This is a genomic window from Alkalibacterium pelagium, assembly GCF_900109325.1.
Lineage (GTDB): Bacteria > Bacillota > Bacilli > Lactobacillales > Carnobacteriaceae_A > Alkalibacterium > Alkalibacterium pelagium.
Map to the genome: position 1 here is coordinate 23,530 of NZ_FNZU01000004.1, position 15,374 is coordinate 38,903.

Below are 15,374 nucleotides of genomic sequence, written 5' to 3' on the forward strand. Positions count from 1 at the left end.
TGTCCCGATCAGTAAAAAAAGATGGCCGCGGTAGGGCCATCCTGGTAATATTTTATTTTCTAGTTGATTGCTGTGACTCGAACCGTCAGTTCAGCAGATACTTCTTTATGGAGTTTGATTTCAACATGCTGTGTGCCTACAGAACGCATTGGAAGTGACTGGTTGATTTTACGTTTGTCTACCTTTATACCGAGCTGTTTTTCCAGTTCTTTAGCAATTTGCTTAGTTGTTACTGAACCGAACAGTCTTCCATCATCTGCTGCTTTTTCTTTGATTTCAATCGGGTTGTTTTCAATCGTTTCTTTGTCTTTTTTAGCAGCTTCGAGGATCTCCTGCTCTTCTCTTTTCTGAGCTTTCTTTTTCATACTCAGTTCTTGTTTAGCTCCGGAAGTAGCTTCCTTCGCCAGACCTTTCTTCAGTAAAAAGTTATTTGCGTATCCGTCAGATACATTTTTAACTTCCCCTTTTTTTCCAGTTCCTTTAACATCTTTTAATAGAATAACTTCCATAGTCAAGTCTCCTTCTCTGTTCTTTAATCGAGTTGAGCATTTATAACTTCTTTTAATTCTTCTATTATTTCTGAAACACTTTTTCCGTCGATTTGTGTGGCTGCATTGGATAAATGTCCTCCGCCACCCATTTTTTCCATAATAATCTGTACGTTGATCTTACCTAAGCTTCTAGCACTGATTCCCACCATGTCTTCAGAACGTCTGGTTATGACAAAGGCAGCTTCTACTCCTGACATACTCAACATCGTGTCTGCCGTCTGAGCAGATGTTACAGTGTGATAGATCGTTTCATTATCTCCGCTCGCAATAGCTACCCCATCTCGAACAAACTCAATTGTCTCGATCAATCTGCTTCGTTGCAGGTACTTTTCAGGATCTTCCTTCAACAGTCGCTGGATCATTGTTGAATTCGCTCCTACTGACTGAAGGTAACTTGCTGCATCAAATGTCCGGGAACCCGTTCTCAAGCTGAAGTTATTCGTATCTACGACGATTCCACCCAGCATAGCAGTTGCTTCTATACGATTGATCGGATCACCGTCCGTCGAGACATACTCGAACAGTTCCGTAATCAATTCAGCTGTAGAAGAAGCATACGGTTCGATGTACACAAGGAGCGGGTTTTCTGTAAATTCTTCCCCTCTTCTGTGATGGTCGATCACCATATTCTTTCTGGTTTTCTTAAGCAAGGTCGGTGCAATCGATAAGACAGGCTTGTGATGATCGACTAGAACGACCAGATCTTCCGGACCTATCTGCTTTTCAGCATCTGAAGGCGAGATGATATTTTTATTTACCTGCTCGTGTTTCTGTATTTCTTTCATTAGCTTGGCAACGTCATCACTCAAGTCTTCCTGATCGACTACTACAAATACCTTTTTCTTTAGCATCATAGCTATTCTGGCTACACCTAATGATGCACCGATAGCATCCAGATCTGGACTTTTATGTCCCATGACAAATATCTGTTCGCTGTCGTTCATCAGCTTCTGCATAGCCTGACTGATCATACGTGAACGGACACGTGTCCGTTTTTCCATAGGATTGGTCTTGCCGCCGTAATATCTCGGTTCATCATCTACTGCTTTAACTATAGCCTGGTCTCCACCACGGCCAAGTGCCAGATCCAGATTACTCTGAGCCAGCTCAGCCAGCTTATCGAATGTCTCTTCACCATAAGACAATCCAAGACTGATGGTTAAAGGTAAATTACGTTTAGACGTTCGATCTCTGATATTATCAATAATATTGAACTTCTCTTTTTCGAGGCGATCCAATTCTTTTCTGTTCAGCAGCAGGAAGTACTTATCTGAAGATATCCGCTTGTAGAAAATACCATGCTGTCTTCCCCAGTTTGAGAAATAGGTCGTCAGCATGCTGTCGAAACCGGAGACTCCTCTGTCATCAAGCCCTTGAGTAATCTCATCATAGTTATCTAAAAAGAGCCAGCCGACAACTGGCCGTGCATCTTCATACTCTTCTTTAATTGTGGCATACTCAGTGATGTCCATCAGGTAAATGGCGTGAATATCTTTCTGAATAGTCACTTGGTATATTTTGTTTTCCCATTCGATCAGGTTATCCAGATTTGATGAATCGCTGTAGCATTCGAACAATTCTTTATGAATTTCTTCAAGTGCCTCACCCAGAACATTGTCAGTTTTCGCCAATTGAGTCTGCATATACGGGTTCAACCACTCGATTTGATTCTTTTCATTCAGTAAGAGTATACCTATAGGCATCTTAATTAGAGCTTCCTGCTCACCACGTTTAATCCGGTAAGAAAGATTCTTAATATATTCATTTAGTTCCTTTATATAGATATTCCCTATACGCCAGAAAACTATTAATGTAATGACAAAGAGAACCAGCATGATTGCTCCAAGCCACATATACGCGATAAAACTTAACAGCGTCATAATGAGTTGTATGGCAAGGGCAAAAAATATAATCAGACGTAATGACGGGTCTTTCAGAAACTTTGGAAGACTGTCTTCCTTCACTTTATTGTTCATAGTTTCTCCTTTTAGCCCATTTGTTTCCCTTATTCTATCATCTTTCGCCACTCTATTCTATACGAGATAGGGATTTCAAGCGAATGTGTTTCACGTGAAACATTCTCAGGTGCGAACAGAATAAGAAAAGAAAGAGCTGCAACAGTTATTACACTGTCACAGCTCGTTATAGTTAATTAAGTTTAGTCTTCAGTAACAAATGGCAATAAGCCCATGATACGAGCACGTTTGATTGCTTTTGTTAATTTACGTTGATTTTTTGCATAAGTTCCAGTTACACGACGTGGTAAAATTTTACCTCTGTCTGAAATGAAACGTTTAAGCAAGTCCACATCTTTATAATCGATATATTCGATATGATTTGCTGCAAAGAAATCTACCTTACGGCGTTTTCTTCCGCCTCTGCGTCCAGCCATGTTATAATCCTCCTTTTATCTTGAATCAAAATGGTAAATCGTCATCTGAGATATCGATGGAGTCATTGTTGCTTTCAAATGGATCTTCATCGAAGTTAGCATAATTGTTCTGATTGTTCTGATTGTTATTTCTTGGAGCCTGATTCTGGTTGTTTTGTTGAGAATAATTACCGCTGTTATTGTTTGAATAATTTGATGAATTGGAGTATCCACCACCATTTGCGTTTGATGACCCATCATTCTGTGCACGTTTTTCAGTGACAGATTTCGGTTCAAGCATCTGGAAATTCTCACAAACTATTTCTGTTACATAGACTTTTCTGCCTTCGTTGTTCGTATAATTACGAGTCTGGATACGACCAGTCACGCCTACTAACGAGCCCTTGCGGGTAAAGTTAGAAATTGTTTCTGCTGTCTTTCTCCAGGCAACACAGTTTACAAAGTCTGTCTCGCGTTCTCCTTGAGCATTTGAGAATGGACGCTCTACTGCTACGGAAAAAGTTGCAACTGCAATCCCGCTTCCAGTATAACGCAATTCTGCATCTCTGGTTAATCTTCCCACTAAAACGACATTATTAATCAATCAAAGGTCTCCTTTCATCAAAAGGCAATCATATTTATTGTTTCACGTGAAACAATTAGTCTTCCAGACGTACGATCATATGACGAAGAATATCGTCATTGATACGAGCTAGGCGCTCAAATTCGTTGATTGCAGCTGCATCATTGGACTGTAGGTTTACCAGACGGTAAGTTCCTTCACGGTATCCTTTGATTTCATATGCAAAACGACGTTTCGCCCAGTCTTTTGATTCAGTAACTTCAGCACCGTTATCTTTAAGAATAGTTTCGAAACGCTCTACAAGAGCTTTCTTTCCATCTTCATCAAGATCAGGACGGATAATATACAATAATTCGTACTTAGCTGTTTGACTCATCTTTGACTGTCACCTCCTTATGGTCTTTGGCCCTTTCATTTGAAAGAGCAAGGAGAGTATTCATTTAAGAGTACTCACTCCGAAATATTATAGCACACGCAGGGTTCAGTCGCAAGTCTTTATTGATGTTTTATAACTGACAAGAGACTTGTAATTAACCCTAACCTATTTCTCTATTATTTCTAAGCAAACATTAACACAAGTTTGTGATGTTTTTAGCAAACTATAATTGAACCGCTTACACATTAAAATGATGGAGGGCTTTAATTGATTACATTTCTATTAGGTATTACTGTACTTATATTGGGTTATATTTTCTACGGAAAATTTATCGAAAAAAATTTCGGTATAGAACTTAAACGTACTACGCCTGCCTTTGAGCTTGCAGACGGAAACGATTATGTCGTTATGGGCACTAAAAAAAATCCACTGATTCAGCTTCTCAACATTGCCGGGACAGGTCCTATTTTCGGTCCGATCATGGGAGCTTTATATGGACCTGCTGCTTTCATATGGATCATATTCGGAAATATATTTGCCGGTGCAGTGCATGATTTCATGCTTGGAATGATTTCACTTCGTAATGAAGGGGCTCACTTGCCTGAACTGGCTGGACGTTATCTTGGTAAAATGATGAAGCACGTCGTTAATGCCTTTGCCGCTCTCCTTCTTCTTTTAGTAGGAACAGTATTTGTTACCTCACCGGCTAACCTTTTAGCAAATCTGACACCGGGTTGGATGGGAGCAGGATTGTTAACATTAGTTATATTTGATTATTATATTTTATCCACTCTCCTGCCCATCGATAAACTTATCGGGAAAATTTATCCGTTCTTTGGTGCTCTGCTCATTATCAGTACTTTTGCTATATTCATCTCAATGCTTGGTAGAGGAGAATCTATTCCAAACTTGACTCTGACTACACTGAGAAATACTCATCCTAGTGGTGTAAGTTTATTTCCTGGTATTTTCTTTACGATTTCATGTGGGGCTATGTCAGGCTTCCATGCTACTCAGACTCCGATTATTTCCCGTACACTCGACAGCGAATCGGATGCCCGCTTCGTATTTACGGCATGATGACTATGGAGGGAATCATCGCTATGATCTGGGCTGCAGCAGCTATGGCTTTCTATCAGGCTCCTGTATTAAGTGGAGTGATTGCGGAAGGAACAGCTTCTCTAGCAGTTGAACAGATCGCCCGTCATTATCTAGGGGCTGTTGGTGGTACATTTGCAATTCTGGGTGTAATTGTATTACCGATTACTTCTGGAGATACCGCTTTTAGAAGTCTTCGAATGATTATAGCCGATTACTTGAATATTTCTCAAAAAGAAATTGCCAAACGCTTAATGATCACTATCCCAATTTTTATCCTGTCAATTATGCTGACATTTATGGACTTCAACATCTTATGGCGATACTTTAACTGGGCTAACCAGGCGACAGCTGCTATTGCCTTGCTTGTTTCAACTCGTTATCTCTTCCTGAAAGGCAAAAATTATCTTGTTACGCTTGTTCCTGCTTCATTCATGCTCTACGCTGTAACTGTCTATATCCTTAATGAACAAATTGGATTAGGACTGAACTACACACTTTCGTTGATCATCGGTCTGTTTATTGCCATAGGCTTACTCGGTCTGTTCTGGTATTCTGGTCTCAAACAAAAAGGTCAATTGGACTCTACTCATGTTCTTTTAAATGATCATCTTTCTATTCAGGAAGTACGTGCAGCAAGAGAAATAGTGTTATAAACTAGCCGATCAACTGACTATATAAACTGACAATTGGCAGCTGCTTTTAACAGTAGCTGTCTTTTATGTGATGGATCTGGACGATGGGGTCTTCTCTGCTACTGTACGGGCTTTTCTGAGCAAAAAAAAACGCACCCTTTTTCAGGGTGCGCTCATACGTCTACGCTACTGTTCAGCTTTCTTCAGAAGACTCTGATGCATCTTGGTCGATTATTTCTTCGCCGTTATCTTCTTCATTAAGCGGTTCGTCCACTTCTATGTCATCTTCCACTTCAACTTTAGCTAAGGTAGAAACATAATTACCTTCTTCAAGCCTCATTAGACGGACACCTTGAGTCGCACGTCCGGTTTTGGAAATGTTATTCGCGTGGAATCGGATCACTACACCACTTGTAGTGATGAGCATGATATCTTCCTCTCCAGACACTGTCTTCAAGCCGATAAGCGGACCATTTTTCTCCGTGATATTGGCTGTCTTGACGCCTTTTCCACCACGTCCGCGAATCGCGTACTCTGAAGCTTCAGTACGTTTTCCATACCCATTCTCAGTAATGACCAGAACTTCTGACTCAGGACCCATTATATCTGTCCCGACTACATAGTCATCCTCTCTCAAACGGATTCCTCGGACGCCCGATGCTGCTCGTCCCATACTTCGGACTTCATCTTCATGGAAACTGACGGCATACCCCTGTCTCGTTCCAATAATGATGTGGTCGTCGCCATGAGTGACCGATACGTTGATCAGTTCATCGTCGTCTTTGAGAACAATTGCTTTCAGGCCGCTCGTACGGATATTTTCAAAGTCAGAAAATGCTGTACGTTTGACCGTTCCTTGACGAGTCGTGAAGAACAGCTGGTCTTTATCATCTGTTTCACCACGGGTACTGATGATGGCCTGAATCTTCTCATCATTTTCGATCCCGAGGAAGTTGATTGCCGGGATCCCTTTTGCCGTACGTCCATACTCAGGAACTTCGTAGCCTTTAGCTTTGTATACTTTACCGGTATTGGTAAAGAACAGCAGAAGATCATGCGTCGAGCAGGTCAGAAGGGTCTCAACGAAGTCATCCGTGTTCGTGCCCATGCCTTTAACGCCGCGTCCTCCACGATTCTGAGCTTTAAATTCAGATATCGCCATGCGCTTCATGTAGCCGTTATGAGACAGGGTGACAGCAATTTCTTCTTCTTCGATCAGGTCTTCATCTTCAATACTCAATGCTTCGCCTATAAGAAGTTCTGTTCGTCGATCGTCTCCATGTTTTTCAGCGATTTCTTCGAGTTCAGTTGCAATGATTTCATGAACCCGTTCAGGTCTGGCAAGAATGTCTTTCAAGTCTTCAATTGTTGCAAGAAGATCCTGATACTCCCCTTCGATCTTTTCACGTTCCAGACCGGTCAGACGGACCATTCTCATATCCAGAATGGCTTGTGACTGACGATCGCTCAGACCGAATCGTTCCATCATGGCCTGTTTCGCTGCATCGCCCGTCTGTGATCCTCTGATGATCGATATGATTTCATCGATATGGTCAAGAGCAATACGTAATCCTTCAAGTATATGAGCTCGGGCTTCCGCTTTTTTCTTGTCAAATTCAGTGCGTCGTCTGATGACGACTCTCTGGTGCTTGAGGTACTCTGTTAAAATCTCTTTTAATCCAAGTGTCTTAGGAATGCCGTTAACGATTGCCAGCATATTGAAGCCGAATGATGTCTGCAGAGGCGTCATTTTATATAAGTTGTTTAGAATGACACTCGCTGAAACGTCTCTTCTGACATCAATGACCACACGCATACCGTCTCGGTCCGATTCGTCATTAAGGTCTGTAATTCCTTCGATTCGCTTGTCTCTAGCCAGATCGGCAATACGCTCGACCAGTTTAGCTTTGTTTACCAGGTAGGGTATTTCGTCTACGATAATACGTTCTTTTCCATTAGGCTGAACTTCGATACGTGCTTTCGCTCCGATTTTGATCGAACCTCGTCCGGTTTCATATGCTTTTCTTATCCCAGACTTGCCCATGACCATGGCTCCCGTAGGAAAGTCCGGTCCAGGCAATACCTCCATCAAATCGGCGATAGTCGCCTCTTCGTTCTCCATCAGTACACGACAGGCAGCGATGACTTCTCGAAGATTATGCGGAGGAATATTTGTCGCCATCCCCACTGCGATCCCAGAGGCCCCGTTGACTAGAAGGTTCGGGAATCGTGCAGGCAGAACATTCGGTTCTCTCTCTGAACCATCATAGTTGTCGTGATAATCAACTGTGTCTTTATTGATATCCCGAAGCATTTCCATAGCGATCTTACTCATTTTTGCTTCTGTATAACGCATAGCTGCCGCGCTGTCTCCATCGACGGAACCAAAGTTACCATGTCCGTCAATCAGAGGGTTACGGAAACTGAAGTCCTGTGACATACGGACCATAGATTCATAGATGGCAGAGTCCCCGTGCGGGTGGTATTTACCCATAACGTCTCCGACGATACGGGCTGACTTCTTATACGCTTTGTCAGGCGTCATACCAAGTTCGTTCATTCCATACAAAATACGGCGGTGTACAGGTTTCAGTCCATCACGCACATCCGGCAGGGCACGTGACACGATCACGCTCATTGCATAATCGAGAAACGACTTTCTCATTTCACTCGATAGATTGATTTTATCCATTCGTGCTTCTCTTTCTTCAGCCAAGTCTTTCTTCCTCCTTAAACTCACTCAGTGCTCTTTTCTGGTAGGCAGGTATTAAATATCGATATTCTGAACGTACTGAGCATTTTCTTCGATAAAGTCGCGTCGTGGTTCGACTTTTTCACCCATCAGCATGTCAAAAATCAGATCGGCTTCGATCGCATCATCAACAGTGACCTGAAGCAAGCGTCTGTTTTCGGGATTCATCGTTGTTTCCCACAACTGTTCAGCATCCATTTCCCCTAGTCCTTTATAACGCTGAATGAAAGGCTTAGGCGTCGCTGGGATCTCTTTAAGGTAATCCTCCAATTCTTTCTCAGAATCAAGGTAGGCCTCTTTTTTGCCCTGTTTAACTTGATATAGAGGTGGCTGGGCGATATAAACGAACCCAGCTTCGACAACCGGTCGCATATAACGGTAAAACAGCGTCAGAAGAAGCGTACGAATGTGCGCCCCATCGACGTCCGCATCGGTCATGATGATCAGCTTGTGGTAACGGGCTTTTTCAACTTCAAATTCTTCTCCAAAACCTGTACCCATCGCTGTAAAGAGCGAACGAATCTCTTCGTTGGCAAGGATTCTATCTAAAGAAGCTTTTTCGACGTTCAGGATTTTACCTCGAATAGGCAGAATAGCCTGGAACAGACGGGACCGTCCCTGCTTGGCTGATCCGCCGGCTGAGTCTCCCTCAACGATGAAGATTTCAGATTTTTCCGGGTCTTTTGACGAACAGTCTGCCAGCTTACCTGGAAGATTACTGATCTCCAGTCCATTTTTCTTGCGCGTCACTTCTCTTGCCCGCTTGGCTGCCAGTCTGGCTTTTGCCGCGAGCAGTGCTTTTTCAATGATTTTCTTACTAGTCTGCGGGTTCTCCATCAGAAAGCGGTCGAAATGCTCACTGAACAGACGGTCCGTGATCGTACGGACTTCAGAATTACCCAGTTTGGTCTTCGTCTGTCCCTCAAATTGAGGATCCGGATGCTTGATGCTTAATACAACGGTCAGACCTTCCCGCACATCTTCCCCGCTGACATTATCTTCATTTTCCTTGATGAATTTGTTTCTACGGGCATAATCATTGATGATACGAGTCAATGCTGTCTTAAAACCTGATTCGTGCATCCCACCTTCATAGGTGTGAATGTTATTGGCAAAACTCATGATGTTCATGTGGTAGCCGTCTGTATGCTGCAGAGCCACTTCAACAGCAATTCCGTCCTGCTCATCTTCCAGGTAGATAGGTTCCTCATAAAGAACCGTCTTGCTCTGGTTAAGGTAATCGACATAGCTCTTGATTCCCCCGTCGTACTGGTACTGTAGACGGACCGGTTCAGCGTCTCTCTGATCTTCGATTGAAATGGACAGACCGCGGTTGAGGAAAGCCAGTTCACGGATACGGGTAGCCAGTTTATTGAAATCATAGACTGTCGTTTCCTGGAAAATTTCAGCATCCGCTTTGAAACGGACCACTGTACCGGACTTGTCTGTCGTACCGGTTTCTTTCAAGTCGTACATGACCGCACCACGCTCATAGCGCTGGTTATAAACTTTTCCATTTTTATGAACATCAACTTCAAGGTATTCTGACAACGCATTAACAACGGATGATCCTACCCCGTGAAGTCCGCCGGAAACTTTATACCCTCCGCCACCGAATTTTCCTCCTGCGTGAAGGATCGTAAAGACGGTCTCAACAGCCGGGCGACCGGTTTTAGCTTGGATATCGATCGGAATTCCACGTCCGTCATCCTTGACCACAATCAGATTGCCCGGTTCAATAATGACTTCGATGTTTTCAGCATGCCCAGCCATCGCTTCGTCAATGGAGTTATCAACGATTTCCCATACCAGGTGATGGAGTCCTTCAGAACTCGTCGATCCGATATACATCCCTGGTCGCTTACGGACAGCTTCCAGACCTTCAAGCACTTGGATCTGACTCGCATCATATTCTTCTCTTAATTCTACTACTTCTTTAGGTGTCAATTGTTCGTCTGCCACTCTATTCACTCTCCATTTCGATTTGACCACTACGCACATTGAAGATACGCGGATGATGAAGCAATTCCTTTTTCACGCCGTCCAGACTTGTCGTTGTCAGAAAGGTCTGGACTTTATCTTGTATCGTTTTCAGCAGGTGAGTCTGTCGTTCATCGTCCAGCTCACTCAGTACATCGTCCAATAATAAAACGGGGTACTCCCCCGTCATCTCGTTCATTAATTCAATTTCGGCCAGTTTCAGACTCAACGCTGTTGTCCGCTGCTGTCCCTGAGACCCGTAAGTCTGGACATTCTTCTCATTGACAAAAAATCGGATGTCGTCCCGATGAGGACCATAGAGCGTTGTGCCCTGTTCCTTCTCTCTCTGCTCATGCTTTTTATACTGCTTCAGCAGATCGTTCATCAGCTGCTCCTTATCCGTTTCTGATGTCACAGAAAAAGAAGAGGCATACTCAAGCATCAGCGTTTCTTTCCCCTGGGAGATGTCTGAATGAATGGGACGTGCCCAGTTCTCCAGTCGTCTCGTGAAGGAAAAGCGCTGAGCAAGCAGTTCAGCCCCTTCGGCCGCCAGCTGTTCATTTAGGATACTTAGATAGGTCTGATCCAGTTTGCCGCTTTTTCTATGCTGTTTTAAGTAAGCATTGCGCTGTTTCAGGACTTTCTGGTACTCAACAAGGTGATACAGATAAATGGAACTCATCTGACCCATTTCCATATCCAGAAACTTCCGTCTCACAGAAGGGGATCCTTTAACGAGGGACAAGTCTTCGGGAGCAAACAGAATCACGTTCAGGTGTCCGATATATCGGCTGAGCTTCTTCTGTTCAAGATGATTGAGCTTTGCTTTCTTCCCTTTTTTAGAAAGAATGATTTCAAGAGGATACTCGCCGCTGGATTTCTCGACCGTTCCAGCTACCCGGGCAAAATCCTGATCCCATCCGATCAGCTCTTTATCGTTGGAAGTCCGGTGACTCCTCGTCATAGCCAGCACATAGATGCTTTCCATGATATTCGTTTTTCCCTGAGCATTCTCGCCCAGAAAGACGTTGATCTGGTTGGAAAAGGTCACCTCTGCATTAGAATAATTGCGGTAGCCCTTCAACGTCAGTTTCTTTAAATACATCAGTTATCCTCATTTTGAGCTGATTCTAAAAGATAGGTCCCGAAGCCTTCCACCTTGATGACATCTCCAGGATGCAGTTTGCGGCCACGACGGTTATCCGGTTCATCATTGACCCAGACGGTATAGTCCATCAGGAAAGGCTTGGCCATTCCTCCGCTCGATATAATCGTCGCATGCTTCAGAAATTGTCCCAGTGTAATGACTGATTGATCGATTTGTATTATTTCCGGCACTGTAATCGGCTCCTTTAAAAAGCAAAGACGCGGATCAGATCATCCACGTTCTGCATAATTTCTCTTCTTATATTATACCTTATTTCGAAGTGTGAAACAAATTTTTATGGGAAAAAATCCGGTCTCATCGATTTTAAGGGTAAAATGACAAATCCTTCTTTTTTATTCAAATTCGCTTAGACTCTTTATATTTAAATTTTCAGGTTATTTAAGAGAATTATGTATCAGTGATCCAGCACTGGATCATACAATCTTAGGATAAGGAGTAAAATGTGGAAAAATTCCTTATTTAACTGTCTATCTGATAGTTTATCCAACTGGAAAGTCTCTGTAGTGTAAAGTAGTCAATAAATGTGATTTCACTGACCACTTAGCTGATAAAATAATCTAGGAGGAAAGAGAAAATTCAATCATTGCCACACCCATCAGGGTCGTCTGCTCCGATTGGCACATATCTGCCCATTACAGCCCACTAAACTGACTAATCATGTCGAGCAGGCAATCAAAGACGGATAACTGTCATTATAATTTACTCAGGCCCTCCTTCTCTTTTAAAATGATAGCTAAGGAGCAGTTTCACCGGTTGTATAACACAAAAAGACCCGACAGCATCGGGTCTTTTCTGCTTATATTCAATTTATATTCATTTATGTGGACGTACGGATCGGTGTGATTAGCTGAATGAATTCATTCTTGTCTTCACTTGGAACCAGAACGAATGGACGCAAGGTAGAAATCAGTTTAAGTGTGATATCCACAGGTCCAAAAGTCGTCAAGGCAGCTTTCAAATAGTCCGGATTGAAAGAAATCTCCATTTCTTCACCAGAAATAGACTGAGTAGTGACCTGCTCGTTTACTCGCCCGACTTCTGGAGAATTACCGGTAATTTCCACAGTATCATCTTTCACCGAGAGTTTAACGACGTTGTTTTTACCTTCGTGAGAAAGAAGAGACGCTCTTTCCACAGCTCCAAGAAGGATCTGTGCCTCAAGAGTTACTTCTGTTGCGGAACTATCAGGGATCAGACGGTCCGTGTCAGGATAATTTCCTTCCAGTAGTCTTGAGTAGAACAAGGTGTCTTCAGTCTTGAAGAGGATCTGGTTCTCAGCGATTGCTACTTCTATTTCATCCAGGCTGTCATCCAGCAGTCGAGTCAGTTCCTGAAGGCTCTTACCAGGAATAACCAGATTGTAAGACAGGCTTTCAGTTCCCTCAACTGGAATCACACGCTGGCTTAGTCGGTGACTGTCTGTAGCAACAGCTTTAAGCTTTCCATCATTGATGGTCAAATGAATCCCTGTCAGGATCGGACGACTTTCATGAGTCGATACGGCAATGACGGTCTGTTTGATAATTTTCTTAAGTAAGTTGACCGGAAGTGTAAATGACTGGGTCGTATCGATTTCCGGAAGATGCGGATAGTTGGCAGCATCCAGTCCGTTAATGATGAATGAAGATGATGCAGACGTAATGGCTGTCTGAACTCTGTCTTTCACTTCAACAGTAAAGGTTTCATCTGGGAGTTTATTGACGATATCACTGAAGAAACGTGCCGGTTGAAGGACGATCTGACCTTCTTCTTCTATAGTCAGACCAGACTGTTCATCTGATTTTCTGACGAACGTTTCAATCGAAATGTCAGAGTTGCTGCCTGTCAGCTGTAACCCATCTTCTGAAGCAATCAGTTTGATTCCTGTAAGAATTGGAATAGTTGATCTAGATGATACAGCGAGTTGAACATCTTTTAATTTTTTTAGAAACGCTGATCGATTAACTGTAAATTTCATATGCATCCTCCAATAATAAATTGAGTACCCGTTTATAATTATATAGTAAATAAATTCTTAGTAATAGTAGTAGGACCTGTGTATACTGTGGAAAACGTAAATTCCATCTGAGACAGAAGGTTTTCCACTTGTGGATAAGTTGTGGATAAAGTTGTGGGTGACTTGAGACTTTATCCACAAGTGCGATCAGAGACTTTTTTTTATTTCTTCGATCTGGTCTCTCAATTCGCTGTCATTTTCTTCATTAAGAGCTTTCTTAATCTTTTCATGGGCATGAATGACAGTAGTATGATCTTTTCCGCCGAATTCTTTTCCAATTTTAGGAAGAGATGTGCTGGTAAGCTCTCGTGAAAGATACATAGCGATCTGTCTAGGCAAAACGATCTGTCTGACCCGTTTTTTCCCTTTCAGGTCAGCGAGAGAAATCTGATAGTACTTGCAGACCTTCTGCTGAATGGAAGCAATCGATACATTCTGCTTGGAATCATTCTTGACCATGCTTTTCAGTGCATCGGCAGCCAGGCTGGTCGTAATGTCATTGCGCTGGATTGCGGAATAAGCCTGTACGCGAACAAGAGCACCTTCAAGCTCTCTGATATTCGAATCGATCTGCCCGGCAATATAGCTTAAGGTATCGTTAGGTATTTCCAGACCTTCTGCGTTAGCTTTCTTACGTAAAATCGCGATACGGGTTTCCAGATCTGGCGGAGTAATGTCTACGGATAATCCCCATGCGAAGCGAGATACCAGACGTTCCTGAAGTTTAGGAATTTCGTTAGGCAGCCGGTCACTTGTCAGTACGATCTGTTTCCGGTCGTCATACAGGGCATTGAAAGTATGGAAAAACTCTTCTTGAGTCCCTTCCTTGTCAGCAAAGAACTGAATATCATCGACTAATAGTAAGTCTACATTCCGGTACTGCTGGCGGAATTTTTCCTGGGTTCTGTTCTGGATCGAATTGATAAAATCATTGGCAAAATTTTCACTCGATACATATTTGATTTTTGCGTTAGGGTTGATCTGAAGGTACTGGTGACCGATCGCATGCATCAGGTGTGTCTTTCCCAATCCAACGCCTCCATAAAAGAACAGCGGATTATAGATCGTACCAGGTTCTTCAGCAACGACTAAGGCAGCGGCATGGGCCATCTGATTGCCCTTTCCGATGACAAATGTATCAAATGTATATTTGCTGTTCAATGTACTTGAAACGGGCTGAGTTTCGAAAGCCTGAACAGTCTGCGTGTCTTCCTGTTCTTCATGGGCAGCCTGCTCCTCTGCTGTGACAAATAAAGGAGAAATTTCACGTCCCAGAAACTCATAAAGATATTCTACGACTCTAGTCGAGAGATTATTCTTCCAATACTCCTTATGTAATGTCGAAGGCACTTCGATAGTGACTGAATTATTTGTTATCCGGACGAGGTTGGCACTGTGGATCCAAGTGTCGTAACTGACTTTTGACAAAGTTTCTTTAAATTTTTCCTGTAGATAACTCCATGTTGACTGTAAATCGTCCATTTTTTTCCTCCTCGCCGATAAGATGCTTTTTACATTTTATCACGTATGATTTAAGTTTTCCACAATAGGTTTTAATTGTTGATAATCTTTCCTCAGGATGTACAAAAAGATATCCACAGGGCAGATCTGGTTGTGAGTAAGTGAAAATAGATGTATACTTTTTTACAGGGGATGTGGATAACTATTACATAATTAAGACTGATATACCAGCTTTAATGAGAGTTATGCACAATCTTTAAATGGCTGTGCATGACTCTTGTAAACACGCTGTGAAACTGTGGAAAACATGTTGAAAGTGATGTGCGTTACTTTTTTGTGGATGACTTGTATCAAGAGGGTGTGGACAAGTATTCTGCATAAATAACTGGCGAAAATCTGAATT

Annotated in this window: 13 protein-coding genes; 2 read left to right on the forward strand and 11 right to left on the reverse strand. The window is 42.7% G+C overall.

Translation table 11 applies throughout. The annotated features are described in order from the left end of the window. Positions 1-59 precede the first annotated feature (59 nt). From rplI to rpsF, 5 genes are all read right to left on the reverse strand, one after another. Positions 60-509, reverse strand: coding sequence for a 50S ribosomal protein L9 (gene rplI / locus BMX79_RS04260; RefSeq protein WP_091479535.1), 450 nt, complete (start codon positions 507-509; stop codon positions 60-62). A 23-nt stretch (positions 510-532) separates the two neighbouring features. After that, complete coding sequence (locus tag BMX79_RS04265; RefSeq protein WP_091479537.1) at positions 533-2,527, reverse strand: DHH family phosphoesterase; 1,995 nt, start codon at positions 2,525-2,527, stop codon at positions 533-535. Between the two features lie 182 nt (positions 2,528-2,709). After that, a complete protein-coding gene (rpsR, locus tag BMX79_RS04270) occupies positions 2,710-2,943 on the reverse strand; it encodes a 30S ribosomal protein S18 (protein ID WP_091266708.1) in 234 nt (77 codons plus the stop codon). Positions 2,944-2,968: 25 nt separating this feature from the next. Beyond that, complete coding sequence (ssb, locus tag BMX79_RS04275) at positions 2,969-3,526, reverse strand: single-stranded DNA-binding protein (protein ID WP_091479539.1); 558 nt, start codon at positions 3,524-3,526, stop codon at positions 2,969-2,971. Positions 3,527-3,581: 55 nt separating this feature from the next. Continuing rightward, positions 3,582-3,881, reverse strand: coding sequence for a 30S ribosomal protein S6 (rpsF, locus tag BMX79_RS04280; RefSeq protein WP_091266714.1), 300 nt, complete (start codon positions 3,879-3,881; stop codon positions 3,582-3,584). Positions 3,882-4,148: 267 nt separating this feature from the next. Here rpsF and BMX79_RS12760 point away from each other — a divergent pair, with 267 nt between their 5' ends. Beyond that, positions 4,149-4,961 (forward strand): carbon starvation CstA family protein, encoded by an 813-nt coding sequence (locus BMX79_RS12760; RefSeq protein WP_307724196.1) that lies wholly within the window; start codon positions 4,149-4,151, stop codon positions 4,959-4,961. Between the two features lie 23 nt (positions 4,962-4,984). Continuing rightward, positions 4,985-5,635, forward strand: a complete 651-nt coding sequence (locus tag BMX79_RS12765; RefSeq protein WP_308732690.1) for a carbon starvation CstA family protein — start codon at positions 4,985-4,987, stop codon at positions 5,633-5,635. Between the two features lie 172 nt (positions 5,636-5,807). On the opposite strand, the gene gyrA is transcribed toward BMX79_RS12765, so the two are convergent. From gyrA to dnaA, 6 genes are all read right to left on the reverse strand, one after another. Then, positions 5,808-8,306 (reverse strand): DNA gyrase subunit A, encoded by a 2,499-nt coding sequence (gyrA, locus tag BMX79_RS04290; RefSeq protein WP_371862057.1) that lies wholly within the window; start codon positions 8,304-8,306, stop codon positions 5,808-5,810. Between the two features lie 75 nt (positions 8,307-8,381). Continuing rightward, entirely contained in the window at positions 8,382-10,313 is a 1,932-nt protein-coding gene (gene gyrB, locus BMX79_RS04295) for a DNA topoisomerase (ATP-hydrolyzing) subunit B (RefSeq protein ID WP_371862058.1), read from the reverse strand. Positions 10,314-10,329: 16 nt separating this feature from the next. After that, a complete protein-coding gene (recF, locus tag BMX79_RS04300; protein ID WP_091479546.1) occupies positions 10,330-11,451 on the reverse strand; it encodes a DNA replication/repair protein RecF in 1,122 nt (373 codons plus the stop codon). Beyond that, positions 11,451-11,684, reverse strand: a complete 234-nt coding sequence (gene yaaA / locus BMX79_RS04305) for a S4 domain-containing protein YaaA (RefSeq protein ID WP_091479548.1) — start codon at positions 11,682-11,684, stop codon at positions 11,451-11,453. The genes recF and yaaA overlap by 1 nt, the downstream gene beginning before the upstream one ends. Positions 11,685-12,331: 647 nt before the next feature. After that, positions 12,332-13,471 carry a DNA polymerase III subunit beta gene (dnaN, locus tag BMX79_RS04310; protein WP_091479550.1) on the reverse strand — a complete coding sequence of 380 codons (1,140 nt, stop codon included), beginning with the start codon at positions 13,469-13,471 and terminating at the stop codon, positions 12,332-12,334. A 186-nt stretch (positions 13,472-13,657) separates the two neighbouring features. Beyond that, positions 13,658-14,992 (reverse strand): chromosomal replication initiator protein DnaA, encoded by a 1,335-nt coding sequence (gene dnaA / locus BMX79_RS04315; protein WP_091266733.1) that lies wholly within the window; start codon positions 14,990-14,992, stop codon positions 13,658-13,660. Positions 14,993-15,374: the final 382 nt, after the last annotated feature.